The sequence below is a fragment of the Klebsiella sp. K4 genome, assembly GCF_014596785.2.
In the GTDB taxonomy this organism is placed as follows: domain Bacteria; phylum Pseudomonadota; class Gammaproteobacteria; order Enterobacterales; family Enterobacteriaceae; genus Klebsiella; species Klebsiella pneumoniae.
The window spans coordinates 3,261,974-3,287,982 of sequence record NZ_CP115021.1 but is presented as its reverse complement, the minus strand read 5'-3'; the positions used below and the strand labels follow the sequence as shown (position 1 = coordinate 3,287,982).

Annotated in this window: 31 protein-coding genes; 14 read left to right on the top strand and 17 right to left on the bottom strand. The window is 56.6% G+C overall.

All coding sequences use genetic code 11. From position 1 onward, the window contains the following. Positions 1 to 235 precede the first annotated feature (235 nt). Positions 236 to 1,468 carry a peptidase T gene (gene pepT / locus IB144_RS16525; RefSeq protein WP_004150810.1) on the top strand — a complete coding sequence of 411 codons (1,233 nt, stop codon included), beginning with the start codon at positions 236 to 238 and terminating at the stop codon, positions 1,466 to 1,468. A 138-nt stretch (positions 1,469 to 1,606) separates the two neighbouring features. Here the strand turns inward: pepT and IB144_RS16520 are convergent, their stop codons facing one another. The 3 genes from IB144_RS16520 to phoP form a co-directional block, all read right to left on the bottom strand. Then, positions 1,607 to 2,728 (bottom strand): cupin domain-containing protein, encoded by a 1,122-nt coding sequence (locus tag IB144_RS16520; protein ID WP_004176560.1) that lies wholly within the window; start codon positions 2,726 to 2,728, stop codon positions 1,607 to 1,609. Positions 2,729 to 2,813: 85 nt separating this feature from the next. Further along, entirely contained in the window at positions 2,814 to 4,280 is a 1,467-nt protein-coding gene (gene phoQ, locus IB144_RS16515; RefSeq protein WP_004147969.1) for a two-component system sensor histidine kinase PhoQ, read from the bottom strand. Next, positions 4,280 to 4,951 carry a two-component system response regulator PhoP gene (gene phoP, locus IB144_RS16510; protein ID WP_004150807.1) on the bottom strand — a complete coding sequence of 224 codons (672 nt, stop codon included), beginning with the start codon at positions 4,949 to 4,951 and terminating at the stop codon, positions 4,280 to 4,282. Before phoP ends, phoQ begins: the two co-directional genes overlap by 1 nt. Positions 4,952 to 5,233: 282 nt before the next feature. On the opposite strand from phoP, the gene IB144_RS16505 reads away from it, so the two are divergent. Together IB144_RS16505 and IB144_RS16500 are read left to right on the top strand one after the other, a co-directional pair. After that, positions 5,234 to 6,040, top strand: coding sequence for an AraC family transcriptional regulator (locus IB144_RS16505; RefSeq protein WP_149358950.1), 807 nt, complete (start codon positions 5,234 to 5,236; stop codon positions 6,038 to 6,040). 82 nt (positions 6,041 to 6,122) lie between these two features. Then, positions 6,123 to 6,485: a cupin domain-containing protein gene (locus IB144_RS16500; RefSeq protein ID WP_015958193.1), complete on the top strand. Its 363-nt coding sequence runs from the start codon at positions 6,123 to 6,125 to the stop codon at positions 6,483 to 6,485. A 54-nt stretch (positions 6,486 to 6,539) separates the two neighbouring features. Here the strand turns inward: IB144_RS16500 and purB are convergent, their stop codons facing one another. The 5 genes from purB to rluE are packed head-to-tail and all read right to left on the bottom strand — an operon-like array spanning position 6,540 to position 10,898. Next, on the bottom strand, positions 6,540 to 7,910 hold the full coding sequence (purB, locus tag IB144_RS16495; RefSeq protein ID WP_004176557.1) for an adenylosuccinate lyase: 1,371 nt from the start codon (positions 7,908 to 7,910) through the stop codon (positions 6,540 to 6,542). A gap of 3 nt (positions 7,911 to 7,913) precedes the next feature. After that, positions 7,914 to 8,555: a high frequency lysogenization protein HflD gene (gene hflD / locus IB144_RS16490; RefSeq protein WP_004140557.1), complete on the bottom strand. Its 642-nt coding sequence runs from the start codon at positions 8,553 to 8,555 to the stop codon at positions 7,914 to 7,916. Positions 8,556 to 8,609: 54 nt separating this feature from the next. Further along, positions 8,610 to 9,716, bottom strand: coding sequence for a tRNA 2-thiouridine(34) synthase MnmA (gene mnmA, locus IB144_RS16485; protein ID WP_004150803.1), 1,107 nt, complete (start codon positions 9,714 to 9,716; stop codon positions 8,610 to 8,612). A 56-nt stretch (positions 9,717 to 9,772) separates the two neighbouring features. Continuing rightward, positions 9,773 to 10,231, bottom strand: coding sequence for an NUDIX hydrolase (locus IB144_RS16480; protein ID WP_004150802.1), 459 nt, complete (start codon positions 10,229 to 10,231; stop codon positions 9,773 to 9,775). 16 nt (positions 10,232 to 10,247) lie between these two features. After that, a complete protein-coding gene (gene rluE, locus IB144_RS16475) occupies positions 10,248 to 10,898 on the bottom strand; it encodes a 23S rRNA pseudouridine(2457) synthase RluE (protein WP_004150801.1) in 651 nt (216 codons plus the stop codon). A 240-nt stretch (positions 10,899 to 11,138) separates the two neighbouring features. Between rluE and icd the strand changes: the two genes are divergently transcribed. After that, positions 11,139 to 12,389, top strand: a complete 1,251-nt coding sequence (icd, locus tag IB144_RS16470; protein ID WP_004150800.1) for an NADP-dependent isocitrate dehydrogenase — start codon at positions 11,139 to 11,141, stop codon at positions 12,387 to 12,389. Positions 12,390 to 12,661: 272 nt separating this feature from the next. On the opposite strand, the gene IB144_RS16465 is transcribed toward icd, so the two are convergent. The 4 genes from IB144_RS16465 to IB144_RS16450 form a co-directional block, all read right to left on the bottom strand. Further along, a complete protein-coding gene (locus tag IB144_RS16465) occupies positions 12,662 to 13,375 on the bottom strand; it encodes a winged helix-turn-helix domain-containing protein (protein WP_032419088.1) in 714 nt (237 codons plus the stop codon). Then, the gene (locus IB144_RS16460; RefSeq protein WP_040215889.1) at positions 13,372 to 13,764 is read right to left on the bottom strand and encodes an amino acid-binding protein; all 393 of its coding nucleotides are present in this window, start codon (positions 13,762 to 13,764) and stop codon (positions 13,372 to 13,374) included. The genes IB144_RS16465 and IB144_RS16460 overlap by 4 nt, the downstream gene beginning before the upstream one ends. Next, a complete protein-coding gene (locus IB144_RS16455; RefSeq protein WP_004150797.1) occupies positions 13,757 to 14,080 on the bottom strand; it encodes an antibiotic biosynthesis monooxygenase in 324 nt (107 codons plus the stop codon). The genes IB144_RS16460 and IB144_RS16455 overlap by 8 nt, the downstream gene beginning before the upstream one ends. A gap of 119 nt (positions 14,081 to 14,199) precedes the next feature. Further along, entirely contained in the window at positions 14,200 to 14,376 is a 177-nt protein-coding gene (locus IB144_RS16450) for a hypothetical protein (RefSeq protein WP_020805510.1), read from the bottom strand. On the opposite strand from IB144_RS16450, the gene IB144_RS16445 reads away from it, so the two are divergent. Continuing rightward, positions 14,324 to 14,509, top strand: coding sequence for a hypothetical protein (locus IB144_RS16445; RefSeq protein WP_023159860.1), 186 nt, complete (start codon positions 14,324 to 14,326; stop codon positions 14,507 to 14,509). The two genes, IB144_RS16450 and IB144_RS16445, sit on opposite strands and share 53 nt — an antisense overlap. Before the next feature lie 20 nt (positions 14,510 to 14,529). On the opposite strand, the gene IB144_RS16440 is transcribed toward IB144_RS16445, so the two are convergent. Both IB144_RS16440 and IB144_RS16435 read right to left on the bottom strand, forming a co-directional pair. Then, a complete protein-coding gene (locus IB144_RS16440; RefSeq protein WP_004140530.1) occupies positions 14,530 to 14,757 on the bottom strand; it encodes a DUF1272 domain-containing protein in 228 nt (75 codons plus the stop codon). 112 nt (positions 14,758 to 14,869) lie between these two features. Next, positions 14,870 to 16,063: a zinc-dependent alcohol dehydrogenase gene (locus IB144_RS16435; RefSeq protein WP_004140529.1), complete on the bottom strand. Its 1,194-nt coding sequence runs from the start codon at positions 16,061 to 16,063 to the stop codon at positions 14,870 to 14,872. 621 nt (positions 16,064 to 16,684) lie between these two features. Between IB144_RS16435 and IB144_RS16430 the strand changes: the two genes are divergently transcribed. From IB144_RS16430 to cydB, 6 genes are all read left to right on the top strand, one after another. Further along, the gene (locus IB144_RS16430) at positions 16,685 to 16,870 is read left to right on the top strand and encodes a general stress protein (RefSeq protein WP_004150795.1); all 186 of its coding nucleotides are present in this window, start codon (positions 16,685 to 16,687) and stop codon (positions 16,868 to 16,870) included. A 90-nt stretch (positions 16,871 to 16,960) separates the two neighbouring features. Beyond that, complete coding sequence (locus IB144_RS16425) at positions 16,961 to 17,455, top strand: ferritin-like domain-containing protein (protein WP_004148027.1); 495 nt, start codon at positions 16,961 to 16,963, stop codon at positions 17,453 to 17,455. Between the two features lie 26 nt (positions 17,456 to 17,481). Further along, positions 17,482 to 17,988 (top strand): ferritin-like domain-containing protein, encoded by a 507-nt coding sequence (locus IB144_RS16420; RefSeq protein ID WP_004140514.1) that lies wholly within the window; start codon positions 17,482 to 17,484, stop codon positions 17,986 to 17,988. 16 nt (positions 17,989 to 18,004) lie between these two features. Continuing rightward, entirely contained in the window at positions 18,005 to 18,892 is an 888-nt protein-coding gene (locus IB144_RS16415; RefSeq protein WP_004140512.1) for a manganese catalase family protein, read from the top strand. A gap of 55 nt (positions 18,893 to 18,947) precedes the next feature. Further along, positions 18,948 to 20,354: a cytochrome ubiquinol oxidase subunit I gene (locus tag IB144_RS16410; RefSeq protein ID WP_065888517.1), complete on the top strand. Its 1,407-nt coding sequence runs from the start codon at positions 18,948 to 18,950 to the stop codon at positions 20,352 to 20,354. Continuing rightward, positions 20,351 to 21,361, top strand: coding sequence for a cytochrome d ubiquinol oxidase subunit II (gene cydB, locus IB144_RS16405; protein WP_040215891.1), 1,011 nt, complete (start codon positions 20,351 to 20,353; stop codon positions 21,359 to 21,361). Before IB144_RS16410 ends, cydB begins: the two co-directional genes overlap by 4 nt. A 115-nt stretch (positions 21,362 to 21,476) precedes the next feature. On the opposite strand, the gene IB144_RS16400 is transcribed toward cydB, so the two are convergent. Continuing rightward, on the bottom strand, positions 21,477 to 21,674 hold the full coding sequence (locus tag IB144_RS16400; RefSeq protein ID WP_004140506.1) for a hypothetical protein: 198 nt from the start codon (positions 21,672 to 21,674) through the stop codon (positions 21,477 to 21,479). A gap of 566 nt (positions 21,675 to 22,240) precedes the next feature. Here IB144_RS16400 and IB144_RS16395 point away from each other — a divergent pair. The 3 genes from IB144_RS16395 (at position 22,241) to IB144_RS16385 (ending at position 24,177) form a co-directional block, all read left to right on the top strand. Then, positions 22,241 to 22,873 carry a helix-turn-helix domain-containing protein gene (locus IB144_RS16395; RefSeq protein ID WP_040216458.1) on the top strand — a complete coding sequence of 211 codons (633 nt, stop codon included), beginning with the start codon at positions 22,241 to 22,243 and terminating at the stop codon, positions 22,871 to 22,873. 39 nt (positions 22,874 to 22,912) lie between these two features. Further along, entirely contained in the window at positions 22,913 to 23,092 is a 180-nt protein-coding gene (locus IB144_RS16390; protein ID WP_004140501.1) for a hypothetical protein, read from the top strand. A 398-nt stretch (positions 23,093 to 23,490) separates the two neighbouring features. Further along, positions 23,491 to 24,177, top strand: coding sequence for an EAL domain-containing protein (locus IB144_RS16385; RefSeq protein WP_004150790.1), 687 nt, complete (start codon positions 23,491 to 23,493; stop codon positions 24,175 to 24,177). A 112-nt stretch (positions 24,178 to 24,289) separates the two neighbouring features. On the opposite strand, the gene IB144_RS16380 is transcribed toward IB144_RS16385, so the two are convergent. Together IB144_RS16380 and IB144_RS16375 are read right to left on the bottom strand one after the other, a co-directional pair. Next, positions 24,290 to 24,454, bottom strand: a complete 165-nt coding sequence (locus IB144_RS16380) for a hypothetical protein (protein WP_020804938.1) — start codon at positions 24,452 to 24,454, stop codon at positions 24,290 to 24,292. A gap of 33 nt (positions 24,455 to 24,487) precedes the next feature. Next, positions 24,488 to 25,996 (bottom strand): UbiD family decarboxylase, encoded by a 1,509-nt coding sequence (locus IB144_RS16375; protein WP_004140497.1) that lies wholly within the window; start codon positions 25,994 to 25,996, stop codon positions 24,488 to 24,490. Between the last annotated feature and the right edge of the window lie 13 nt (positions 25,997 to 26,009).

The following is a 26,009-nucleotide window of genomic DNA, read 5'->3' as shown; positions in this document are numbered from 1 at the left end:
GCCGCTGCGGGGTTTGTGATTAACCACCTTTGGGGTTGCACGTTTTTAATAAGGGCCAGCATTCTACGGCAAACGAGGGTAATCGCCAATCCTTGATACGCCCGCATAGTCTACCTTTACACCATAACGTCGGTTCCGTTATTAAATTTCGCTTTACGGGCTAAAAATGACCTGACGCAATATTTGTCTTTTCTGGCTTATGAATAATGTTGTCACAAAAGAAGAGGGTGGCTACATGGATAAATTGCTTGAGCGTTTTTTGCAGTACGTTTCTTTGGACACGCAGTCAAAGCCTGGCGTTCGTCAGGTCCCCAGCACGGAAGGGCAGTGGAAGCTGTTACGCCTGTTGCAGGCGCAGCTGGAAGAAATGGGACTGGTCAAGGTAACGCTGAGTGAAAAAGGGACGGTAATGGGAACTTTGCCCGCTAACGTTGAGGGCGATATCCCGGCCATCGGTTTTATCTCCCACGTCGACACCTCCCCGGATTTCAGTGGTAAAAACGTTAATCCGCAGATTGTTGAAAACTATCGCGGCGGCGATATCGCGCTGGGTATCGGCGATGAGGTGCTCTCCCCGGTGATGTTCCCGGTTCTGCATCAGCTTTTGGGACAGACGCTGATCACCACCGACGGGAAAACGCTGCTCGGGGCGGACGACAAAGCCGGCATTGCCGAAATTATGACCGCGCTGGCGACTCTGCAGGCGAAAAATATTCCTCATGGCGATATCCGCGTGGCCTTCACCCCTGATGAAGAGGTGGGTAAAGGGGCGAAGCATTTCGACGTCGAGGCCTTTGACGCCCGCTGGGCCTATACCGTCGACGGCGGCGGGGTCGGCGAACTGGAGTTTGAAAACTTCAACGCCGCCTCGGTGACGATAAAAATTGTCGGTAATAACGTGCACCCCGGCACCGCGAAAGGGGTGATGGTCAACGCGCTGTCGCTGGCCGCGCGCATTCATGCCGAAGTACCGGCCGATGAAGCGCCGGAGACCACTGAAGGCTATGAAGGTTTTTATCACCTCACCAGCATGAAAGGCAGCGTCGATCGGGCCGAGATGCATTACATCATCCGCGATTTTGACCGTAAGCACTTCGAGGCGCGCAAGCGCAAGATGATGGAGATCGCCAAAAAGGTCGGCAAGGGACTGCACCCGGACTGTTATATTGAGCTGGTGATCGAGGACAGTTATTACAACATGCATGAGCAGGTGATCGCCCATCCGCACGTGGTCGATATTGCCCGCCAGGCGATGGTGGACTGCGATATTGAACCGCAGATGAAGCCGATCCGCGGCGGCACCGACGGCGCGCAGCTCTCATTTATGGGACTGCCGTGCCCAAACCTGTTTACCGGTGGCTACAACTATCACGGCAAACATGAGTTTGTCACCCTGGAAGGAATGGAGAAAGCGGTGCAGGTGATCGTGCGTATCGCCGAGCTGACGGCGGCACGCAAAGGGCATTAATCTTCTCAGGTGGCCCGGTAGGCCGCGTGTCGGACAAGATGCCGGATGGCGGCTTCGCCTTATCCGGCCTACGGTCCAGCCGATGAGCGCGGAACCCGTAGGCCCGGCAAGCGCAGCGCCGCCGGGCAGGATGATGGCTCAGTCGCCAAAGAACCAATAGCCGCTGTTGACCAGCGCTGCCAGCATGGCGAGGAAAGAAGGATCTTCCAGCGCATCGCCAAAATGGTCGGCGCGCAGCGTCAGATGGGTGGCTAAGGCGTCCAGCGCCGGACGGTGCGGGGAGTTGATCTTCTCGCCGTTAACGAATACCTCGCCGTCAATGCGCAGCACCCGCAGGCCGCCCAGGCGTTCCAGGGTATCGCCCTGCTGCAGGGCATCGTAAATCTCATCTGGCTGATACGGCGGCTCCGGCGGCGCGACGTCGAGCTCATGACGCGACTGGGTGATAAACTCGCCGAACCACTGCTTAAAGTGCTCCGGTTGGTTAATCAGACCCAGCATCATCTCGCGCAGGCGGTCGAGTTCGGTCGGTAAAATATCCGCCGGATGGTCGCGGGACGGCACGTCCGGATCGGCGTAGCGCTGGCTGCCCAGTTCGCGCTGGAGGACATAGTCGGCAAAGCCGCTAAACAGCTCGCGGGCATTCGGCGCGCGATAGCCGACCGAATAGTTAAGCGAGTTTTCCAGCGAATAACCCTCATGCGGGAATCCCGGCGGAATATAGAGAATATCGCCCGGCTCCATCTCTTCATCGATGATCGCCTCGAAGGGGTCAACCTGCAGCAGGTCCGGATGCGGGCAGTGCTGTTTCATCGGCACCTTTTCCCCAACGCGCCAGCGCCGACGGCCGGTGCCCTGAATGATAAACACATCATACTGATCCAGATGCGGGCCGACGCCGCCTCCCGGCACCGAGAAGGAGATCATCAGGTCGTCGATACGCCAGTCCGGCAGGGCACGGAACGGATGCATCAGCGCTGCGGACGGTTCATGCCAGTGGTTAACCGCCTGCACCAGCAGGGACCAGTTGTTTTCGCTCAGGTGATCGTAGCTTTCGAAAGGACCGTGACTGACCTGCCATTTTCCATCCTGATGGCTGACAAGGCGGCTATCGACCTCGCTCTCCATGGCCAGTCCTGCCAGTTCGTCCGGGCTTAGGGGGTCGATAAAATTGGCGAAGCCGCGCTTCAATACCACCGGCCGTTTTTGCCAGTAGCGTTCGATAAAGTCGGGCCAGTTAAGCGTTAATTGATAATCCATATTGATATTCCACTGCAGGTGTCTGACAGGGATTATAACGGATGCGGCGCCCTGGCGATGCAGGCGCCGTGAAAAATCTCAACGATTAACTCTGTTTATCTTCCATCTGCTGGCGGCCAAACACCACCTCCATGCAGGCGCCGCCGAGCAGGCTTTCCCCGGCGATGATCTCTCCATCATATTGTTCGACAATTTCACGCGCAACGGAGAGTCCTACCCCCTGGCCGGGACGCAGGGTATCAGCCCGCTGGCCGCGGTCGAAAACGGCCCGGCGCTGGCTCTGCGGGATCCCCGGCCCATCGTCTTCCACCAGGATGTGCAGATGGCTGTCGGTGGTCTGGCGCACGGAAACTTCCACAAACTCCAGACAATACTTACAGGCGTTATCAAGAACGTTACCCATCACTTCCATAAAATCGTTCTGCTCGCCGACAAAAGTGATCTCCGGCGAGATGTCGAGCGAGATATTGACCCCTTTGCGCTGATAGACCTTGTTGAGAGCGGAAGTCAGGCTGTCAAGCAGGGGGGCGATCGGGTGTAATTCCCGGCTCAAGAGGGTGCCGCCGCTGCGCATGCTGGCGCGATGCAGGTAATAACCAATCTGCTGCGAGATGCGGCTTATCTGCTCCAGCATCACCGGCTCCGCCTCGTCGACGCTGATCTTCTCGCCGCGCAGCGAGCGCAGTGTACTCTGCATCACCGCCAGCGGCGTTTTCAGACTGTGAGTGAGATCGGTGAGGGTAGTGCGGTATTTGTCATAGCGTTCGCGCTCGCTGCGAACCAGGCGGTTGAGGTTGCTGACCAGCCGGGTCAGCTCGCGAGTGGTGTTGGGATTGAGCTTTTCGCGGTGATGTTCCTCCAGTTCGCGCACCTCTTTGGCCAGCGACTCAATGGGCCGCAGACTCCACCAGGCGGCGACCCACAGCAGGGGGATCACCAGCAGCAGGTTGGCGGCCAGCACATAGACAAACCAGCTCCACACCATATAGCTGCGCTTGAGCTCCACCGGAATGGTGTCGACCACCACAATGCTGAGCTGAGGCATTTTGCTGGTGGCCGGGTAGAGGTTGATCGCCACCGAGTGGGTCATCTCAGAGTCGTCGCCCTGTTCGCGGATAGCGTCCAGCTGTTCCTGAATCTCATGGTTATTGCGCAACAGCATACTGCTGCTGTCGACATCGGCTTCAATCTCATGGAAGCCATTGCGTTTCAGCCATTCCGGTTGAATGCGTTTCGCCAGCCAGGGAACATCACGCTGCGCCCACAGCAGTTTGCCCTGCTCATCGTAGATAAGGGTCACCGTCGGGCTTTCCATATTCAGGTTTTCCGGGATGTCGACGTCAATAGCGCCGTTTTCCCATCTCGCCAGCATATAAAAGAGATTGCTCTCGCCGCGCAGCAGGCGAAAGGTGGTTTTATCGAAGCTAACGCTATAGCCCACCAGGGCCACCATGCCGTAGGCCAGGGAGAGCACCAGCACCACCCCGGCGGTCGCCAGCAGGAAGCGAACCCGTAATGACAGCGGGAAGATATGCCGCAACAGTCCCTTCATCAGCGCAGTTCGAACAGATAGCCCTGGCCGCGCACCGTGGTGATGACGTCCTGTGGGTATTCAGCCTGAATTTTCTTGCGCAGCCGACCCATCAGCACGTCGATGGTGTGGCTTTCTCGCAGTTCGGCATCCGGGTAAAGCTGGAGCATCAGCGAATCTTTGCTGACCACTTTGCCGCGGTTACGGATCAGGGTTTCCATAATGGTGTATTCAAAGGCGGTCAGCTTGATCGGCTGGTCATTCACCGACAGCTCGCGCCGGGAGAGGTCGACCTGGAACGGCGGCAGGGAGATCACCTGCGAGGCCAGGCCGCTGTTACGGCGCAGCAGCGCCTGCATGCGGGCGGCAACCTCTTCAATATGGAAAGGCTTGGTGACGTAATCATCCGCCCCGGCGCTCAGCACTTCCACTTTATCCTGCCATCCTTCGCGGGCGGTCAGCACCAGCACCGGCAGCGACACGTCGTGGCTGCGCCAGCGGCGGATCAGTGATAAACCGTCTTCATCCGGCAGGCCGAGATCGACGATGGCGATATCCGGGAGATGTTCGCCCAGATAGTAGTCCGCTTCCCTGGCATCTTCCGCCGCATCGACCTGATGGCCCAGCTCCTGCAGCTGAACTTTGAGGTGGTGACGCAGCAGGGCATTATCCTCAACCACGAGTACGCGCATGGCTGTTCTCCCTAGCATTTTCGATAGTAGTCTGACGCTCATTATATACGCAAAATATAAACGGCTGTTAAATAAAGCTTTTTATAAAAAGGGCCCCTGGTGCCCCGGGCTGGCCAGCATTCGGCGGCGCCCTTTGCGCATACTGCATGGAACTCCTTCATTCTATGCGTAATTTCAGTAAACGCCCAGCGGCAGGATGCGAACGGCGAGCGGGTTGGTGATGTTAATTTTTTGTGTAATAGTGCTGGAATCACCCCTCAAGAACGTCGCAGGTTATCCATTATGTCTCAGCAGCAGAGCACGGACTGGGTCAGGCTGGCGCAATCGCCCAGCCGGACGGAACGCATCGAAGCCTTCTTCGGCGGCCACGGCTATGAGCCGCACCGGCATGATACCTACGCCATCGGCCAGACGATCGCCGGCGTGCAGAGCTTTCACTATCGCGGCGGACTCCAGCACAGCCTGCCCGGCGGAACGATGGTGCTTCATCCGGACGAAATACACGATGGCGAGGCGGGCACCGAGGCGGGGTTTCACTACCGCATGGTTTATATCGAACCGGCGCTGTTCCAGAAGATACTCGGCGGCAGGCCACTACCGTTTATCCCCGACGGCTTGTCGGCGGATCCACGGCTACGTCGCGCCGCGCAGCCGCTGTTGAAAGCGGTCACGGATACCTTCGAGCCGCTGGAGGAAGAGGATGCTCTGTACGACCTGGCGCAGACCCTGGCCGTTGTCGGCGGCCAACGTTCCCGTCGCCAGGCGTTTGATTATCAGGCGGCGGAGAGGGCCCGGGAGTATATTCATGCCTGTTTTATGCAGGATATGACCCTCGACACCCTGTCGCAGGTCAGCGGCCGGGACCGCTGGAGCCTGAGCCGGGATTTCAGAACGCTGTACGGCACCAGCCCGTGGCGTTACGTCATGATGCGTCGGCTCGATTTTTGCCGCCAGCGGATGCGCGCCGGGGAACGTCTGGTGGATATTGCCGCCGACGCGGGCTTTGCCGACCAGAGCCACATGACGCGCCAGTTTATCAGCCGCTTTGGTCTCTCTCCGGGCCGCTGGCTGCGGGCGATCCGCGGCTAGCGCGGTTCAGGTTGCACAATCGTTCAAGCGTGACCGCGGCGAGGCGAACTATGCTGACTGCCTTACCACAAGGAGACAGCCCATGTATCAACTCGTTAATCTTGCTCATAAATTTTCCCTGTTCAGCGAACAATGGCAGCCCAAAGTGGTGGCTGAAATGAACGACTATCAGTTCAAGGTCGTGCGCATCGCCGGCGACTTTATCTGGCACAGCCACCCGGAAACCGATGAGACATTGATGGTGGTGGAGGGGGTATTGCGCGTGGACTTCCGCGACGGGCATGTGCTGGTGAAGGCCGGGGAGATGATCGTCGTGCCGCGCGGGGTGGAACATAAGACCTCGGCGGAGACGGAAGCGAAGCTGATGCTGATTGAGCCGCGCGGGGTGTTGAATACCGGCCACGAAGGCGGCGAGCGGACGGCGGTGAACGACGTTTGGATCTGATCGCTTTCCGGCGATAAAACGCCCCTCTTTCCGGCGGAAAGAGGGGCAGGGCGATTACTTCAGCTCGTCAACCATGGTGGTTGCCCGACCGATATAGTTGGCCGGGGTCATCGCTTTGAGACGCACTTTTTCCTCTTCCGGCAGGGCGAGGCTGTCAATAAACTGCTTCATCCCTTCCGCGTCCACGCGTTTGCCGCGGGTCAGCTCTTTCAGCTTCTCGTACGGTTTTTCGATACCGTAACGACGCATCACGGTCTGGATCGGCTCAGCCAGTACTTCCCAGTTGTGATCCAGTTCGTCCAGCAGGCGATCCTGGTTCAGCTCCAGCTTGCTGATCCCTTTGAGGGTGGACTGATAGGCGATCAGCGCATAGCCGATGCCCACGCCGAGGTTACGCAGAACGGTGGAGTCGGTCAGGTCGCGCTGCCAGCGGGAAACCGGCAGTTTGCTGGCCAGGTGCTGCATGACCGCATTGGCCAGGCCGAGATTGCCTTCGGAGTTTTCGAAGTCAATTGGGTTCACCTTGTGCGGCATGGTGGAGGAGCCGATTTCCCCGGCGATGGTCTTCTGTTTGAAGTGGTTGAGCGCGATATAGCCCCACACGTCGCGATCGAAGTCGATCAGAATGGTGTTGAAGCGCGCGATGCAGTCAAACAGCTCAGCGATATAGTCATGCGGCTCGATCTGCGTGGTGTACGGGTTCCACTGAATACCCAGCGAGGTAACGAACTCTTCGCTGAACTGATGCCAGTCGACTTCCGGGTAGGCGGCGATGTGGGCGTTGTAGTTACCCACCGCGCCGTTGATTTTACCGAGGATTTCCACCTGGTTCAGCTGACGATACTGCCGCTCCATACGGTAGGCGACGTTCGCCATCTCTTTACCCATGGTGGACGGCGTTGCCGGCTGGCCGTGGGTACGGGAGAGCAGCGGCACATCGCGGTACTGGGTCGCCAGATCTTTTACCGCGTCAATCAGTTTGCGCCAGTAAGGCAGAACCACTTCGTCGCGGGCGGTTTTCAGCATCAGCGCGTGGGAGAGGTTATTGATGTCTTCAGACGTACAGGCGAAGTGAATAAACTCTGATACCGCGTGCAGCTCGGCGACGTCAGCGACTTTCTCTTTCAGGAAATACTCTACCGCTTTCACGTCGTGGTTAGTGGTGCGCTCGATGGTTTTGATGCGCTCCGCGTCTTCAACGCTGAAATCGGCGACGATTTTATCAAGGAAACCGTTTGCGTCGGCAGCAAAAGCAGGAACTTCCTTGATCGCTGCGTGGGCGGCCAGTTTTTGCAGCCAACGTACTTCCACCTGAACGCGGAATTTCAGCAAACCGAATTCGCTGAAGATACCGCGCAGCGCGCTGACTTTATCGCCGTAGCGGCCGTCTACAGGGGAAACGGCGGTCAGTGAGGATAATTCCATAGATCACAACTCCGGGGTTAAATGAGCAAGAATTTGCTTTGCCTGGTTAACCAGACGATTACGGGAAAACATAAGCTGCAGACGTCCGCCGCCCACCTGATGCCAGAGCACCGCGGCGCGAATACCCGCCAGCAGCGCTGAGCGAACTTTCGCCTGCACCTGCGGGCTTTGCAGCACGGCAGGGGAGCCGGTCACCTGAATACGCGGCCCCAGCGGGCTTATCACATCGACATAGATGCCCGCCATGGCGCTGAGCAGCGTTTCGGACTGCAGGTCAAAGTGTTCCAGCTGACGGTGCAGGCCGGCGATGCGGTTGCCGAGCGTGTCCATCGCCCCTTTACTGGCGGCGAGCTTGCGCTCCAGCACCATCAGGCTCAGGGTATAGCGGGTGAGTTCCGCATTGAGGCCCTGACGGCTGCTGGTATTGAGCACCCCGAGCAGCGTTTCAAGGCCGAGGCGAAGATTGGCTTCACTGCCACCGAACACCGCCAGCGTCGACTCAGGATCGAGGTCGATGATGCTGTTCAGCGACACATGCAGGGCATCGCTGTCGCAATGTCCCTGATGCGCCAGTTGCTGAACCAGTCGCGCCGCCTGGCAAACGCCAGCCAGCGCCAGGGTGATGTCATAGTAATTCTTCGCCACACATACTCCTTGTCAGCCGCCAGGGCGGTTCGTCCCGGCGGAAATAACGCGCGTTCAGGACTGCAGAGGCAGTCGTTGTTCAATAATTCCGCCGCCGAGGCACACTTCCCCTAAATAGAACACTGCGGACTGGCCCGGGGTCACCGCCGCGACCGGCTCATCGAAGCGGACTTCGATACGGTCTTCATCCAGCGCGGTAACGGTGCAGGGGATATCGGTCTGGCGATAGCGGGTTTTCACCGTGCAGCGCAGGGTGCCCTGCAGCGGTTCACGGTTTACCCAGTGCAGCTGTTGGGCAATCAGACCGACGGACATCAGGCGCGGGTGGTCATGGCCCTGGGCGACGATAAGAATATTATTCTCAACGTCTTTATCGACCACGTACCATGGATCTTCGCTACCCTCTTTGGTGCCGCCGATACCCAGCCCTTTACGCTGGCCCAGGGTGTGGTACATCAGCCCCTGATGGGTACCGATCTCCTCGCCGTCGACGGTGAGGATTTTGCCCGGCTGCGCCGGCAGATAGCGGCCAAGGAAATCGCGGAATTTACGCTCGCCGATAAAGCAGATGCCGGTGGAATCTTTTTTCTTCGCGGTGATCAGATCCAGCTCTTCGGCGATCTTACGCACCTGCGGTTTTTCCAGCTCACCCACCGGGAACAGGCTCTGGGCAATCTGCTCGTGGCTAAGGGTGTAGAGGAAGTAGCTCTGATCTTTGTTGCCGTCGAGGCCGCGCAGCAGCTGGCTTTTACCGTCGACATCGGCGCGGCGCACATAGTGCCCGGTGGCGATGTAGTCGGCGCCGAGGTCTTCGGCAGCAAACTCGAGGAAGGCTTTAAATTTGATCTCTTTATTGCACAGAATATCCGGGTTCGGCGTGCGGCCGGCTTTGTACTCTTCCAGGAAGAGCTCAAAGACGTTATCCCAATATTCGGCGGCAAAGTTAACGGTGTGCAGTTCAATGCCCAGCTTATCGCAGACCGCTTGCGCATCGGCAAGGTCGGCGGCGGCGGTGCAGTATTCCTCGCCGTCGTCTTCCTCCCAGTTCTTCATGAACAGGCCTTCCACCTTATACCCTTGCTGCAGCAGCAGGTACGCGGAGACCGAGGAGTCGACGCCGCCGGACATGCCGACGATCACTTTTTTCTGGCTTTCTGACATGGAAATACTCGCTACATTGAACTTCGAGGCGGCGTATTCTAGCACGCGCTCACCGTTCATTCACCCCCTGTGAACGGCCAGTTAAATGCGCCAATCAGCGACAGCGGCTGCCGCGGGTCCTGCAGGTAGCAGCGAATGCTTTCGGCAACCAGCGGCGAGCGCAGGTTCGGCGCGTTAAGAATTTCCTCAGCACTGAGCCACAGGCAGCGATCGATATCGCTGTCGTGCGGTTCAGTGGCGCACAGATCGCTAAGTTCGATGGCGAACAGGAAGCGCAGAAACGGGGTGTTATCGGGAGCCAGCCACTGATGCATGCGGATGAAGTGCTGCGGCGTGGCGCGAATGCCGGTCTCTTCCCACAGTTCACGTTCGGCGGCCTGCAGCAGCGTTTCATTGGCCTCGAGATGGCCCGCCGGCTGGTTCCACAGCGCTTTGCCGTTAATGGTTTCTTCGACGATGAGAAATTTATCCTGGGCGTGAACCACGCAGGCAACGGTGACATGAGGTTTAAACATCGCTTTTCCTTTTCAGTTATTCGGCTTTGCGCCAGTCGCCGTTGGCCAGTCCGTCGAGGGTATAGCCGCCCATGGCGTAGCGGATCAGCCGCAGGGTGGGGAAGCCGACGTGGGCGGTCATCCGGCGCACCTGGCGGTTGCGTCCCTCGTAGAGCGTGATTTTCAACCAGCGGGTGGGAATCGATTTGCGCTCACGAATCGGCGGGTTGCGCGGCCACAGCCAGACGGGCTCCTCGACAAGTTCTACGCCGGCAGGCAGGGTGGGGCCGTCGTTAAGGGTGACGCCGTCGCGCAAGGCGGTCAGCGCCTCGGGCGTGGGTTCGCCTTCCACCTGAACATAGTAGATCTTGCCGGTGCGCTTACCCGGCTGGGTCAGCTTCGCCTGCAGCGCGCCGTCGTTGGTCAGCACCAGCAGGCCTTCGCTGTCGCGATCGAGCCGACCTGCGGCGTAAACGCCCGCCACCGGAATAAAATCTTTCAGCGTGCTGCGCCCGGCTTCATCGGTAAATTGCGGCAACACATCATAGGGTTTATTGAACAAGATCACAGTTTTTGGCTGGCGTTCTTTACGTTGTCTGGTGACTTGTTGTGTGCTGAATCGCTCAACGCGATGTTTTCTAAATGAAGTTTTCTGCATGGTATTTTCAGGCTTTATCAATTGCCGCATTATAGCCTAATTACGAATGCCTTTCATGGACGCAAACATTCAGGTAGTATTGACATGCTCATTACAAATTATTAACAAAAAATTGCTCAAACCGATTCGCACTACAGGCAGGAAGGCGACACGGACGCGATAGCTCCGGTTAGCGGGAAGACCCGGTACGCCGAAGCTGGCCGACTCAGCCAACACCAGGCTCGCGTGAAGAGGGAAGAGCAGAACCAGAAGCGCTCGAAGGAGAGGTTAATGGAAAGCAAAGTAGTAGTTCCGGCGGAAGGTCAAAAAATCACCCTGCAAAACGGCAAACTGAACGTCCCTCACAATCCGATTATCCCGTTTATTGAAGGTGACGGTATCGGCGTTGACGTTACCCCAGCGATGCTGAAAGTGGTTGATGCCGCCGTTGAGAAAGCCTATAAGGGCGAGCGTAAAATTTCCTGGATGGAAGTTTACACCGGTGAGAAATCAACCCACGTCTATGGCCAGGACGTCTGGCTGCCAGCTGAAACCCTCGATCTGATTCGTGACTACCGCGTTGCTATCAAAGGTCCTCTGACCACCCCAGTCGGCGGCGGCATTCGTTCTCTGAACGTGGCGCTGCGCCAGGAGCTGGACCTCTACGTCTGCCTGCGTCCGGTACGTTACTACCAGGGCACCCCGAGCCCGGTTAAACACCCGGAACTGACCGACATGGTTATCTTCCGTGAAAACTCAGAAGATATCTATGCGGGTATCGAGTGGAAAGCCGACTCTGCGGAAGCAGACAAAGTGATCAAATTCCTGCGCGATGAGATGGGTGTGAAGAAAATTCGCTTCCCGGAACATTGCGGCATCGGCATCAAGCCGTGCTCTGAAGAAGGCACCAAACGCCTGGTGCGCGCCGCGATTGAATACGCGATCACCAACGATCGTGATTCCGTCACTCTGGTGCACAAAGGCAACATCATGAAGTTCACCGAAGGCGCGTTCAAAGACTGGGGCTACCAGCTGGCTCGCGAAGAGTTCGGCGGCGAGCTGATCGACGGCGGTCCGTGGGTGAAAATCAAGAACCCGAACACCGGCAAAGAGATCGTGGTGAAAGACGTGATCGCCGATGCGTTCCTGCAGCAGATCCTGCTGCGTCCGGCGGAATACGACGTTATCGCCTGTATGAACCTGAACGGCGACTATATCTCTGACGCCCTGGCGGCGCAGGTTGGCGGTATCGGTATCGCCCCGGGCGCCAACATCGGTGACGAGTGCGCGCTGTTCGAAGCGACTCACGGTACTGCGCCGAAGTATGCCGGCCAGGACAAAGTGAACCCGGGCTCCATCATCCTGTCCGCAGAGATGATGCTGCGCCACATGCAGTGGTTCGAAGCCGCAGACCTGATCGTTAAAGGCATGGAAGGCGCTATCGCCGCCAAGACCGTGACCTATGACTTCGAACGTCTGATGGAAGGCGCTAAACTGCTGAAATGTTCAGAGTTTGGCGACGCGATTATCGCGAATATGTAATCCCGTTGGTGGATTAAGTAAAAGCGGGAGCCGATGGGCTCCCGTTTTTTTTCGCCTTCAGACAATTAATCTGCCGGACGCTTGAAGCATTAGGCGATGGCGAATGTCCCGCAGCGCAACGTTCAACAAAGCTATATACCTCATGACAGGGAGAGATCCATTTGCCGTAAGAGCTCGCATGAAAACGGATTGCACGCCAGGCGTCATACTGATGGCCCGACCGGCTTAAACCGGGGCCGTTCGGCGAAAATGTGCTTTAGCCTAAACTCAGGCTATCCGCTCACTTTCAGATTAAACAGCCGGGACAGCGCCGCTTTGCCGCTATCCGTCACTTGTACTTCCCGATATCCCGGCGCGCGCGTTATCCATCCTTTTTGCAGGAACAGCGTCATTAGCGCCGAGCCGGCGTCGCCTCCCAGATGAAAACGTCTTTCGCTCCAGTCGAGACAGGGGCAGCAGGGCTTACGCCGTGGGCGGGCGTTCAGTACTGCGCCAAGGCGTTCAAGCTGGGTTTTACCGGCTGACGTCAGGGCCAGGCCATCTGCCGCCAGCCATTTTTCCCTCAGCATAAATTCATAAATATTGACCGCCAGCTCGCCCGCCAGATGATCGTAGCAGGTCCGGGCGTAGCGAAGATTAACCGGCGTGCTGGGGAGAAGCGTCTTATGCGCTTGCATAGAGACGCCCATCAGGTTTTCCAGCAGCCCGGCAATATGCGAGCCCGCCAGGCGGTAATAGCGGTGGCGCCCCTGCGCGAGACACACCACCAGCCCGTTGCTGAGCAGCCTGGCAAGATGGCCGCTGGTGGTGGAGGCGGACACCTCGGCGACCGTACTGAGTTCGGTTGCCGTCCATGCGCGCCCGTCCATCAGCGCGCAGAGAATACTGACCCTTGACGAGTCAGAGAGGGCGGAGGCCACCATCGCCATAGCGGTTCCCAGCGCCTCCTCTGGCTCACTGTCTTGCTGCGGTTTCAGGAGATTCATTCAGAAAGTATGGCCCATTTTTTGGTCACTTTCGCTGCCCGGGCGTCATCATCGGTAAGGAGAATGAGCCGGTTACGGTGGTCGCTGTACTGTACCAGAATATTAATACCATTATGGGCCAGGGTGTCTGCGATGTCTCCCAGTTCCCCTGGTCGTTCCTGAGGTAACTTTCGTATCAGAGGACGGCATACATTGCTGACCGTAAAGCCGGCCTCGGTCAGCACCCTGCGGGCTTTCTCACCGTCTTCCACCAGAAAATGCGCATGTCCGGCATCAGGCGTGGTGAATACGCCACCGCCTTCGAGCCCCACGCCGTTGTTACCCAGCGCCTTACCCATTGCGCCAAGCGAGCCCGGCGAGTTGCTGAGAATCACGTGAATGTCATACATCTGACTGTGCTCCCCGATCCGATGCGTAATCCCGGAACACGCGGGCTACGCGTATTCTGTAATATGAAAAAATCGATGCTTTGCCTTCGCGCTGGGCAGCCAGATGCCGCTCATTTTGCTGCCAGTTGGCCACCGAGGCTTCATCTTCCCACCAGGATAGCGAGAGGATTTTGCCGGGCGTACTCAGGCTCTGAAAGCGCTCAATGGCAATAAACCCCGGCGTGTCTGAAAGCAAAGGCGTCAGCCCGGCCGCCAGCTGAAGATATCTTTCCTGTGCTTGTGGTAAGGCGTCGGCCTCAAAAAGTACCGCAATCATAAGTCTGCTCCGTGGTGAATTTCCCGGCAGTCTACTGACGGTCAGAGCAGGAAGCTTCGGTGTGCAGCGAAATATGCCTGGCAGGAGATCAACGATTGCAACGGAAATGCTCCCAGGCGTTATTGCGATGGTGAATAAAAAAGAACGCCAGCCATGCGATACGGCAGCCTGAGCGCACAGGGCTGGCTGAGTTTTAGTGAAATCGCGATGTGGGGGGATAAACCCTGACGGCTGCGGCTATCGATGAAAGCGATCGCCGACGGGCAGTACGGGCGGGAAAGCCGTTTTACTGACATGCAGAATATGAACCCGGAAACGCTCGCCCGGACTAGCGAAGCGCCGCCGGGCGATAATCGAAAGAGCACGTTGTCTGCCACCGGTCACGCCTTCAGGCTCCGCGCTCTCCTCGGGCGTGGATTTTTATCTTAGCCGGGAGACCTGCGTCTCGCCTACTGTGCATGGCGGCGCAGGGTGGAGGCGGGGTGGCGCCGCAGCGCCTCTTCGGGACGCACAGGGCGCCGCACCAGTTCGCCGCCGCAGTTCGGGCAATGTCCGTTCAGTCGCGTCGTCATGCAGTCCCGGCAAAAGGTGCACTCGAATGAACAGATAAACGCCTCGGGTGAGTCTGGCGGCAGATCTTTATCACAGCATTCGCAATTCGGACGTAACTCGAGCATCAACTTCTCCTCTGGTGAACGGCTATATCAGCGACGGCGGGCCAAAGCACGCTATGTTTATATCATGCCGCGATCGGTCCGCCGAGAATTTCCTTGCGCGGTAATCGCCTTCTCAGAGGGTCGCCTTCCCGGGCTGCATTCCCGGTACGAGGATCACTTTGCGGCACGCCTCTTCACGTTTCTCAAAGATCTGGTAGCCGCGCGCGGCCTCCTCCAGCGGCATATGGTGAGTGACAATCTCCTCCGGGGTAAGCAGCCCTTGCTCAATAAGCGCCAGCAGATCCGGCAGCCAGGCGTGGACGTGGGTTTGTCCCATCCTGAAGGTCAGTCCTTTATCAAAGGCATCGCCAAACATAAAGCCGTGGATGAAACCGGCGTAAACCCCGGGTACGCTGACGATGCCGCCGCGGCGCACGGCGGCGATGCACTGGCGCAGGGCTTTTCCGCTGCTCCCCTCGATTTTCAGGGTGCTGAGGACGGTTTCCGTAAGGCTACCTTTCGCCTCGAAGCCCACGGCGTCGATCACCGCGTCGACGCCGCGATGGCCCGGCGTGTTATCGATAATCCACTGCGCAGGATCGTCATGGTGGTCAAAGTTTATCGGGATCGCGCCATAGCGTTGTTGCGCGAAATCGAGTCGGTAATCGTTATGATCGATGATAAATATCTGTTCTGCGCCATTGAGCCTGGCGCAGGAGGCGCAGAGCAGGCCTACCGGGCCGGCGCCAAAAATAGCCACGCTACTGCCGGGTTTGACCTCGGCGTTTTTAACCGCCTGCCAGGCGGTGGGCAGAATATCTGACAGAAACAGCACCTTTTCATCGGGTAAGGTGTCTGGCACTTTAAACGGTCCGGTATTGGCTTTGGGGACCCGTACATATTCCGCCTGGCCGCCCGGGATCCCGCCGTACAAATCGCTATAGCCAAACAGCGCCGCCGGTGGCGAAATGCCTTTTCGATTGAGCGTCGCTCCCTGGCCGCTATTGGTGCTTTCGCAGGCGGCATACTGCTGCAAGCGACAAAAGAAGCAGTCTCCGCAGGCGATGACAAACGGGATAACCACCCGGTCGCCTTTGCGGACCGCGGTGACCTCGGAACCGGCTTCCACCACTTCCCCCATAAATTCATGGCCGAAAATATCACCATGGTGCGTGCCGGGGATCTTTCCGCGGTACAGATGCAGATCGGAACCGCAAATCGCTGTCGCGGTGACGCGCAGAATAATATCGTCCGCTGCCTCAAGAGCCGGGTCAGGCATGGTGTCGACGCTGACATGATGCGGGCCGTGATAAGTGAGTGCTTTCATAGAATATTCTCCTCGAGAGAAAGGTTGACAGCATGCGGTTCTTCGGCCTGGTGAACGGCTGCTATCGTCACCGATAAATCATCGTAAAAAATAAAGCGTAGAGTACTAATAATGGAACTGCGTGATATTCCAGGAGCTGAATATATTCCACGCTTCGCTTATTTCCCGGCTGGTCTGTTCGAGTTATTTGCCTATTGCCCGTATGTGTGCCAGTATTAATCGGGCATGATATTCGCTCCATTTTCTTTGCTAGCCGCTTCCCCAGCGGCTTTTTTTATCCGTAACATCAGGGAAAATTCTTAATTTCCGTCTGGCAAAGGGCAATGCTGCCGCTTCGTTATATAACCCAACGGTAGTAATCCTCCGGTATAGATAATTCTTTGCCGCAGAGGTGATCTGCATACATTATTTCCCTGAACACAGTAAGTTAGCGGCAAGGTGCCGTCTGGTTATTTTTCAGGTGTCTTGTAGAATTATTCCGAATTACTGCTAAAAGGTGTCGAAAAAACGGAATAATAATTTGACTAACCAGCATTACCCGCTAGATTTAAATATCGAACGACGAGTGATACGGAATATTTTCGTATCGTACTGACATAACCGATATACATGAGGTGAAATATGGCAGAGCATCGTGGTGGTTCCGGTAATTTTGCTGAAGACCGTGAAAAAGCTTCTGAAGCAGGTCGTAAAGGTGGTCAGCACAGCGGCGGGAACTTTAAAAATGATCCGCAGCGTGCGTCCGAAGCGGGTAAAAAAGGCGGACAGAATAGCCACGGCGGTGGCCGCAAGTCCGATAATTCCTGATTATCCTTTTCCTTGCACCCTGAAGTGAAAGTATCTCCTGCGAGTCTGTCACAGACTCGCAGTTATTTTCTGACTCCAGAAGGTATTTCTATGAATATGAAAAGCATTGAAGATGTATTTATTCACCTGCTCTCAGATACCTACAGCGCAGAGAAACAATTAACCCGCGGGCTGGCTAAACTAGCCAGAGCGGCGTCCAGTGAAAAACTCAGCGCGGCGTTCAATGCTCATCTTGAAGAAACCCAGGGCCAGATCGAACGTATCGACCAGATTATTGAACAGGAATCCAACCTGAAAATCAAACGCATGAAATGCGTGGCCATGGAAGGATTAATCGAAGAAGCTAATGAAGTCGTTGAGAGCACGGAAAAAAATGAGGTACGTGATGCTGCATTAATTGCCGCTGCGCAAAAGGTCGAGCATTACGAAATTGCCAGTTACGGTACTCTGGTCACCCTGGCAGAGCAGTTGGGCTATAAAAAAGCAGCCAAACTGCTTGCCGAAACCCTGGAAGAAGAAAAACAAACCGATGTGAAATTAACCGATCTGGCGGTAGGTAATATTAATAAGAAAGCGGAAAAATAAACTCTCCCTGACACGAGGAAATCACGATGAATCACGTTGAACATTACCATGACTGGCTACGAGATGCGCATGCCATGGAAAAACAGGCAGAGTCCATGCTGGAATCAATGGCTGGCCGTATCGATAATTATCCGGATCTCCGTGCCAGAATCGAACAGCATGTTAACGAGACCAAACGGCAAATTACCGTGCTGGAAGAGATCCTCGACCGCAATGAGATTTCGCGCTCGGTGATTAAAGATTCGATGAGTAAAATGGCGGCTCTCGGCCAGTCCATCGGCGGGATGTTTCCTTCCGATGAAATCGTCAAAGGCTCGATCAGCGGGTACGTTTTCGAGCAGTTTGAAATCGCCTGCTATACCTCTCTGCTGGCGGCCGCTGAAAAAGCGGGCGATACCGCCTCCATCCCAGCCATTGAAGCCATCCTGGCGGAAGAGCGGGAAATGGCCGACTGGCTGATTAAACATATTCCTCAGACCACGGAGCAGTTTCTCCTGCGTTCAGATGCTGACGGCGTAGAAGCGAAAAAATAACCCAGGAGGCAGGCCTATGTTTCGTCATGTGAAACAACTGCAGTATACCGTACGCGTTGCTGAACCGAATCCGGGGCTCGCGAATTTACTGCTCGAACAGTTTGGCGGCCCTCAGGGCGAGCTGGCCGCCGCGTGTCGTTATTTCACCCAGGGATTAAGCGATGACGATCCCGGCCGCAAAGATATGCTGATGGATATCGCGACAGAGGAGTTGAGCCATCTGGAGATCATTGGCACTTTGGTCGGCATGCTGAATAAAGGCGCCAAAGGAGCCCTGGCGGAGGGCACCGAGAGCGAGGCGGAACTCTATCGTTCGCTCACCGCCAACGGCAATGACAGCCATATTACATCCCTGCTGTACGGCGGCGGTACCCCGCTGACCAACTCGGCGGGCGTGCCGTGGACGGCGGCCTACATTGATACTATCGGCGAACCCACCGCCGACCTGCGGTCGAATGTCGCGGCGGAGGCGAGGGCGAAGATCGTCTATGAACGCCTGATCAACGTGACCGACGATCCTGGCGTGAAAGACGCGCTGGCCTTCCTGATGACCCGCGAAGCGGCGCATCAGCTCTCTTTTGAGAAGGCCCTGCAGTCGATTCGCAACAACTATCCACCGGGCAAACTGCCGCCCATTAGCGAGTACGCTAACACCTACTACAATATGTCTGAAGGTGGAGAAGTACGCGGCAGCTGGAACAGTGACAAACACTTCGATTATGTCAAGGATCCACAGCCGGCCGTAGATGGCGGAGATGGCAGTGCTTCTGTCGGCCTGACGCCAGAGCAGGAAGCGCTGTGCAAAGCGATGCTGAAGCGAACGCAGTCTGACCCGCAGGGCGATCCTTTGACCGGCGCCGAACTCGGCGCCGGGAAGCAAAACACTTCATCATCGGCTAAGTGATGTTCGCATGAGCCCCGGCTGCGGCCGGGGCGATTCACAATGATGGGTGTGGAATATGTTTGAATTCGACGCGTTTCATCTGGCCCGATTGCAATTCGCCTTTACCGTATCCTTCCATATCCTCTTTCCGGCCATCACCATCGGCCTTGCCAGCTACCTTGTGGTGCTTGAGGGGATGTGGCTGCGAACCCGGGATAATGTCTGGCGTTCACTCTACAATTTCTGGCTGAAAATCTTTGCCGTCAATTTTGGCATGGGCGTAGTCTCCGGATTAGTCATGTCCTATCAGTTCGGCACCAACTGGAGCGGATTTTCCCAGTTCGCTGGCAGTATTACCGGCCCGCTGCTGCTGTACGAAGTGCTGACCGCCTTCTTCCTTGAAGCGGGATTCCTCGGTGTGATGCTGTTCGGCTGGAATAAAGTGCCGCCAGCGCTGCATTTTTTTACCACCTGCATGGTGGCGCTTGGCACGTTGGTTTCTACCTTCTGGATCCTTGCCTCCAATAGCTGGATGCAGACGCCGCAGGGTTTTATCATCGAAAATGGCCATCTCATCCCGCAGGACTGGCTGGCGATTATCTTTAACCCCTCTTTTCCGTATCGCTTGTTCCATATGGCGATAGCCGCGTTTCTCAGTAGCGCCATGTTCGTCGGGGCGTCTGCCGCGTGGCATCTTCTGCGCGGCAACGACTCGCCGGCCATCCGCAAAATGCTGTCGATGGCGATGTGGATGGCGCTGCTGGTGGCGCCGATCCAGGCGGTGGTGGGGGATATGCATGGTCTTAACACCCTTGAGCATCAGCCGGCGAAGATCGCGGCCATCGAAGGGCACTGGGAAAATCGCCCCGGCGAGGCCACGCCGCTGCTGCTGTTTGGCCTGCCGGACATGGAGCAGGAGCGGACCCGCTATGGTCTGGAGATCCCCGCTCTCGGTAGCCTGATCCTTACCCACAGCCTGCATAAGCAGGTGCCGGCCCTGAAAGACTTCCCGAAAGAGGACCGACCCTATTCGCCCGCCGTCTTCTGGTCGTTTCGCATCATGGTCGGGATGGGCGTGTTGATGATCGCCTTAGGGATCTGCAGCGCCTGGCTGCGCTATCGGCGGCGGCTGTACCACTCGCGTCCCTTCCAGTGGTTTGCGCTCTGTATGGGGCCCGTCGGTCTGATTGCCCTGGTCGCCGGGTGGGTGACCACCGAGATGGGCCGCCAGCCGTGGGTGATATACGGGTTGCTGCGCACGCGGGATGCGGTGTCGTTGCACAGCACCCTGCAGATGGCCATCAGCCTGCTGGTATTTATCGTGGTTTACTGCGCCGTGTTTGGCGTGGGGTATTACTACATTTTCCGGCTTATCAAAAAAGGGCCGCAGCCGGTGACGGAGCTGACCTCGCAAACCGCAGGCACCCCGGCGCGTCCGCTCTCAGCGGCTGAGCCGGTGCGTGATGAGGAGAACGCATCATGAGCATCGATATCTCGGTGATTTGGTTTGTCATCATTGTCTTCGCCACGCTGATGTATATCGTGATGGATGGTTTCGATTTAGGTATTGGGATGCTGTTCAGCGTGGTGCATGATGGCGAAGAGCGCGATGTGATGGTCAACAGCGTCGCCCCCGTCTGGGATGGTAACGAAACCTGGCTGGTGCTCGGCGGGGCAGGGCTGTTCGGCGCCTTTCCGCTGGCCTATGCGGTGATCACCGATGCGCTGGTTATCCCGCTGACGGCGATGCTCATCGGCCTGATTTTTCGCGGCGTGGCCTTTGAATTTCGTTTTAAAGCGGTTCCCTCGCATCGCATCTTCTGGGACTATGCCTTTGCCGGCGGCTCGCTGTTGGCGACCTTCAGCCAGGGGATTGTCGTCGGCGCGTTTATCAACGGCTTTGCGGTGGCTGACCGCCGCTTCGCCGGTTCGACGCTGGACTGGCTTACCCCTTTCAATCTGTTCTGCGGTCTGGGGCTGGTGGTGGCCTATCTGCTGCTGGGCACCACGTGGTTGATTATGAAAAGCGAAGGCGCGCTGCAGCAGCGGATGCGCGAGCTGACCCGCAAGGTACTGCTGGCGCTGATGGCGGTGATCGCGGCGGTCAGCGTCTGGACGCCGTTGGGCTGGCGCTACGTGGCGGAACGCTGGTTTACGCTGCCCAATTTCTTCTGGTTCGTGCCGGTGCCGATTCTGGTGTTGGCTCTGAGCCTGTGGATCTGGCGCCTGAGCGCGCGCCCCGCCAGCCACGCCCGTCCCTTTATCCTGACGCTGGGCCTGATTTTCCTCGGCTTCAGCGGGTTGGGGATCAGCGTCTGGCCGAACATTATCCCACCGCATATCTCTCTCTGGGATGCCGCTGCGCCGCCCTCCAGCCAGGTATTTATGCTGCCGGGGGCGCTGCTCATTATCCCGGTGATCCTGATGTATACCGCCTGGAGCTACTACGTCTTTCGCGGCAAAGTCTCCGGCAGCGAGGGCTATCACTGAGCCTGATTCGCGCCGGTAGGTGAGGATTTGCCGGCGCGTCGCGCCGTCCGGTCAGGGATGACCGAGAGGGATGCGCACAAACCGGTGATCTGCTGCAACGACTCGGGCCGGGTGTTTATGCCTTCGGCGGCTTGATCTTAATAATAAATCGTTCGTTAACCCGGGTGATCCTCGCGCCAATATCGCCAAACTCGGTGGCGATTTTAAAAAAATCGTCCGCGGCGACATCAAAATCGAGTTCAATCTTCGGGTGTTGTCCTGTCGCCAGTAATTCATAGAAATGGTCAAGGCTGCGGGCTTTTTCGCTAGGCATCTTATTTCTCCATGGTAAACCGATCTGCAGGGGTTTTATTGCTTACGGCGCTTTTACGGATTATTCAGCAGGATGACAAACGTGCCTGATATAAAATTATGCAATGACAGTAAGAATGAGGCAGGGCGAGGTTATTCCGTGTTGTTAAACCGCGTGGCGACGCGTTGTCCGCCATACCATGACGGCAGAGACGACCCTGCGGCGCCGGTTGATGATAGACATTTTTTGATGACAAATTAATGACAATAAAATGAATCTGTCCGGGCTCGGGATGGCATCGTGCTAAATAATTTTATTCTGTGGCTGGTAAGGTGGTTGTTAACTACTTTATGGTGATGGAGCGTCTTTTTTAGGGCCAACGGCGAGGGAACAACGATGCAATTACTTGATTTATTCGCAGGCTTATTATGGTTAAGCAGCGTTATCTTCCTGCTGTTTGTTCTTGATGTGATCATCACCCGTTATCTTTATCGTAAATAATCGACAACGACAGCGGCGTTGGGCATAGGGGACGGCGTCGGAGGATGATAATATAACCCGCGGACTGATTCAGAAAGGAATGCGCGGTGGCCGGGAGAATTGATTACGATATTGAAAAATACCAGTTTACCGAAGCCGGTGAGACGCCACGGCTCCGGGAGCAGTGGCGCGAAGTATACCTGGAGTGTCGTCAGCTGCGGGCCGGGGCAGAGGAGCGCCTGCGCATTGCGTTACTGAACGTCGACTATGTCACCAGCTTCGAGCTGCCTTTTCGCCTGCTGCTGGTGCGCGCGCCGCAGCTAATCGCCGATGTTCGCGAGACGTTGCAGCTTAGCCGTAAAGCCGCCGTTTTCAACGGCAAACGTTACGGCTGCGTCTATAGTTTGAAACAGGATTTACAGGCTGTACCGGACGCCTTTCATTACCGCCTGGCAAACCGCATTCGTCGCGTCGATGCAACCGGGCTGACGGCGGCCCCGTACCAGCAGATTGCCCGGGAGATAAAGCCGGCCCGGGAGCGGCTCCGCCAGGCGCTGAACGCCGGCCTGCCGGTCACCGCTCTCGACGCCCTGTTCTGGTTCGGCAGTCAGCGAGTGGCGGCGGACATCGCGCAGTTGCGCCGGTCCGGCATGGCGATTGTCACGACGGAGGTGGAGGTCAGCGACAATTTGTTCAATACCACCCGACGAGTGCCCGTTTACCGCCTGGCCAGCGAGTGAGTCGGCAACCTTTCGCCCAGCCGTTGCCTCTGCAGACAGTTGACCATTGCCCCGTCGAACCAGACGCACAGCCCTCTGGCGACAGGCCGCGGGGCCGGTTCCAGCCATGCGCTGGCGATGAGCATGAGGAGCATTAGCGCCAGTGGAACCATGTATTTTCTTTTCACTGCCCTTTATCCGCTGCGCCTGTTCTGCCAGCAAGGTAGCGGTAAAGTATGACGTTTCGTTGACCGGGGCAGCGTTTTTATTATCGGCAAGCGGTTGCGTTGGGTCAGAGATTATTCATCTTTTGGCATACGAAAGGACGAAAACTGGCGGCTTGTATTTTTGATTTTTATTACACCACGCTTTTTCTTTGCCGCCGGGGAAAAGCGTAATGTGGCTACGACTGGATGCGGCTCGTCATGTAACTGGCTGGTTTGAAACAATATTTTAATTGTTGTCTAAACGCATGCGACAGCGGTGGCTAATTTATATTAATTCACTTTACCGATCAATAAATTATATGTTGATAGTTTTTAGCTATCGAATGTTTCTTATCGATCATTTTAAACTATTTTTGTTGGCGGGAAATATATGACATGCTTTAACCCTTTCTTATTTTTGGTATTTTTTAAATGGTTGAAGAAAACGCGAAAAATACCTCCTATCGCTTCGTACTGGAGCCTGCTATTAGCGATGATGGCAGCTGCCACTCGTGGGAATTGCTCACTAAAGATATTATAGCACCCGCACGAAATAACGCCTCAGCGCCCGCGTTTTCTTTCTCCACGCTTACCGAAAGCGATAAGCTTGCACTATTTACCCGACAAATCGAGTTGCTTTCCGTATTTGATTTTTCCCTGGTCGATAATAAGCCGATCTCGCTCAATATCGATGATTTATTAAGCCATTTTATTCTGACGGACCGCTATCTCTGCGATTTTCTGCGCTCGTGTAAGCATATTGCTTTGGAGATAAATGAGAATTTTCATGAGTTTATCGCCGGCCGCGAGCTGACGGCGCTAAGCACGCTGGCGGCGCTTTGTCCGGTCTGGCTGGATGATTTTGGTCGCGGGCGAACCTCCTTCCCGCTGCTGGAGAGATTCCGCTTCGATTGCGTCAAAGTGGATAAGGATTACTTCTGGGATAAAGAAAACGACCCCGCTTTGCCCGGTCTGTTGCAGTCTATTCATACCCTGACCGGCCATGTGATCGTTGAGGGTATCGAAACCGAAAAGCAAAAACGGTTAATCACTTCTGCCGGGGACATCATAGGTCAGGGCCGCTACTGGAAGGAAGAATATATTTTTCTTTGCGGTTGAGGGGCGACCGGGGGCTGGTTTCGGTTACCTGCTATTCTTTTATTATCCAGTTTTAAATACCCCCTTTGCTACAGATAGTCTTTATTAGCGCAGTGATAAGCGCCTCTCTTTTTTATGAAGGATCATTCCCTGTAAATACCCCCATGCGTAACGCCCCGATCGCCATTTCGACGTAAGCCAGGTGCTGATTTCTGAGCTGCGCGAGCTGGTGAAAAAAGATCTCGCCGCTGCGATCAATTAATCCTGCCTGCGCCATCCGCTCAGGATCGCGCGGCAGGGAAAAATGCCGTCGTTTACCGGCGGCTATTGCTTATTTTGCGCTACCCTGGTTTTTTTCCAGCCGGGCGAAATACTCCGGTGCAAACGGGCGCGGATCGACGTCGGCAAACGGCGCGCGCTCAAAGTGCGATTTCAGCGCCCAGGGAACCGTGCAGTCAAAAATGGTCTTGCAGCTGATGCCATTTCCACGGATCGACGGGCTGTATTCCGGCGTCTGGGACGGATCCAGCTGGTGACCGCGAATGCCGGGGATTGTCGTAATGCTGACGTCCCCCTGCATGCGGGTGGTCATCGCCCACAGGATATCGTCGCTGTCAAAGATGTCGACATCTTCATCAACCAGAATAATATTTTTTAGCTCGGAATAGGTCGCCAGCGCCAGCAGCGCGGCCTGCCCCTGCCGGCCTTCATCGGCGGGTTGACGTTTTTTCACCTGCAGGATCCCGAGGAACTTACCGCCACCCGCGGTGTGGGCGTAGACATTTTGTAAAAAGCCCGGAATGGCGGCCTCGACGGCATTCCAGATACTGGCTTCCGTTGGCAGGCCGGCGAGGGTGGTATGCTCTTCCCCCGGTCCCACCAGGGTCTGCAGAATCGCATTGTTTCGCATGGTCACTGCTTTGACTTTGATTACCGGCAGCGACGGATTAGCGCCGCCGCAGTAGCCAGGAAATTCCGGCATCGCGTGGCCGCTATTGGTGTGCTGATCCTCTCTGACGCGCACGCCAGGCAACAGCTCACCTTCGATAACGATCTCGGCGCGGGCGATGGCTTTCTCCGGGACGCTGACGCCCTGAACCAGCTCCACCGGACGTTGACGCAGCGCGCCGGCGACGCCCAACTCGTTATAGCCGAACGGCGTGGTAGGGGCTTCGAAGCAGGCGCCAATATAGATGGCCGGATCGAGACCCATATTGATGGTTATCGGCAGCGGTTTGCCGGCGGCCTCGGCCTTCTGGCGAAACACTTCGATATGGCGGCCGGCGGCAAGAAACATCGACAGCTCATCCCGGCCCTGGACGCACAAGCGGTGGATGGTGACGTCGGTCAGCGAGGCGTCGTCGGGATCGCTGGCCAGCGCCAGGCCCAGGCAGAAGAAGGGGCCGGCGTCGATAGGGGTGTTGGTGGGCGCCGGAAGCAGGGTGCGCAAATCAAAATCCGGATCGTCGGCCAGAAAGATCTGTTCCTGGCAGGGGGCGCTGCTGGCCGGGACGACCACCGGCGCGACCGGTTTTTTCACCGCCTTACCCACTTCAAGGGCCAGCTGCGAGGCTTCGCAGCCCAGCAGCAGCGCGGCCCGCTGGCGGCTGGCGTGCATACCCACCAGAATGCGCGAGTGTGGATAACCCTTAATATTGTTAAACATCATTGCCGGCCCGATGCGAGTGGGGCGCTTCACGGTGCCGCCCGCGCCGATATGGCGATAAACACCGGCCAGCTCGGCGTTAGGGTCAACCGGATGATCGGTTTCGAGATACTGATTGTCATGCTGTTGCAGCAGCGCGATGGCGTCGCGCAGATCCTGAATCGGTGCGGTCATGATGTTCTCCTTA

Coding starts and splice junctions, on each gene's coding strand:
- pepT (WP_004150810.1), top strand. CDS start 236: ATGGATAAATTGCTTGAGCGTTTTTTGCAGTACGTTTCTTTGGACACG.
- IB144_RS16520 (WP_004176560.1), bottom strand. CDS start 2,728: ATGGATTATCAATTAACGCTTAACTGGCCCGACTTTATCGAACGCTAC.
- phoQ (WP_004147969.1), bottom strand. CDS start 4,280: ATGAAGGGACTGTTGCGGCATATCTTCCCGCTGTCATTACGGGTTCGC.
- phoP (WP_004150807.1), bottom strand. CDS start 4,951: ATGCGCGTACTCGTGGTTGAGGATAATGCCCTGCTGCGTCACCACCTC.
- IB144_RS16505 (WP_149358950.1), top strand. CDS start 5,234: ATGTCTCAGCAGCAGAGCACGGACTGGGTCAGGCTGGCGCAATCGCCC.
- IB144_RS16500 (WP_015958193.1), top strand. CDS start 6,123: ATGTATCAACTCGTTAATCTTGCTCATAAATTTTCCCTGTTCAGCGAA.
- purB (WP_004176557.1), bottom strand. CDS start 7,910: ATGGAATTATCCTCACTGACCGCCGTTTCCCCTGTAGACGGCCGCTAC.
- mnmA (WP_004150803.1), bottom strand. CDS start 9,716: ATGTCAGAAAGCCAGAAAAAAGTGATCGTCGGCATGTCCGGCGGCGTC.
- IB144_RS16480 (WP_004150802.1), bottom strand. CDS start 10,231: ATGTTTAAACCTCATGTCACCGTTGCCTGCGTGGTTCACGCCCAGGAT.
- rluE (WP_004150801.1), bottom strand. CDS start 10,898: ATGCGGCAATTGATAAAGCCTGAAAATACCATGCAGAAAACTTCATTT.
- icd (WP_004150800.1), top strand. CDS start 11,139: ATGGAAAGCAAAGTAGTAGTTCCGGCGGAAGGTCAAAAAATCACCCTG.
- IB144_RS16465 (WP_032419088.1), bottom strand. CDS start 13,375: ATGAATCTCCTGAAACCGCAGCAAGACAGTGAGCCAGAGGAGGCGCTG.
- IB144_RS16460 (WP_040215889.1), bottom strand. CDS start 13,764: ATGTATGACATTCACGTGATTCTCAGCAACTCGCCGGGCTCGCTTGGC.
- IB144_RS16455 (WP_004150797.1), bottom strand. CDS start 14,080: ATGATTGCGGTACTTTTTGAGGCCGACGCCTTACCACAAGCACAGGAA.
- IB144_RS16445 (WP_023159860.1), top strand. CDS start 14,324: ATGAAAGCGATCGCCGACGGGCAGTACGGGCGGGAAAGCCGTTTTACT.
- IB144_RS16450 (WP_020805510.1), bottom strand. CDS start 14,376: ATGTCAGTAAAACGGCTTTCCCGCCCGTACTGCCCGTCGGCGATCGCT.
- IB144_RS16440 (WP_004140530.1), bottom strand. CDS start 14,757: ATGCTCGAGTTACGTCCGAATTGCGAATGCTGTGATAAAGATCTGCCG.
- IB144_RS16435 (WP_004140529.1), bottom strand. CDS start 16,063: ATGAAAGCACTCACTTATCACGGCCCGCATCATGTCAGCGTCGACACC.
- IB144_RS16430 (WP_004150795.1), top strand. CDS start 16,685: ATGGCAGAGCATCGTGGTGGTTCCGGTAATTTTGCTGAAGACCGTGAA.
- IB144_RS16425 (WP_004148027.1), top strand. CDS start 16,961: ATGAATATGAAAAGCATTGAAGATGTATTTATTCACCTGCTCTCAGAT.
- IB144_RS16420 (WP_004140514.1), top strand. CDS start 17,482: ATGAATCACGTTGAACATTACCATGACTGGCTACGAGATGCGCATGCC.
- IB144_RS16415 (WP_004140512.1), top strand. CDS start 18,005: ATGTTTCGTCATGTGAAACAACTGCAGTATACCGTACGCGTTGCTGAA.
- IB144_RS16410 (WP_065888517.1), top strand. CDS start 18,948: ATGTTTGAATTCGACGCGTTTCATCTGGCCCGATTGCAATTCGCCTTT.
- cydB (WP_040215891.1), top strand. CDS start 20,351: ATGAGCATCGATATCTCGGTGATTTGGTTTGTCATCATTGTCTTCGCC.
- IB144_RS16400 (WP_004140506.1), bottom strand. CDS start 21,674: ATGCCTAGCGAAAAAGCCCGCAGCCTTGACCATTTCTATGAATTACTG.
- IB144_RS16385 (WP_004150790.1), top strand. CDS start 23,491: ATGGTTGAAGAAAACGCGAAAAATACCTCCTATCGCTTCGTACTGGAG.
- IB144_RS16375 (WP_004140497.1), bottom strand. CDS start 25,996: ATGACCGCACCGATTCAGGATCTGCGCGACGCCATCGCGCTGCTGCAA.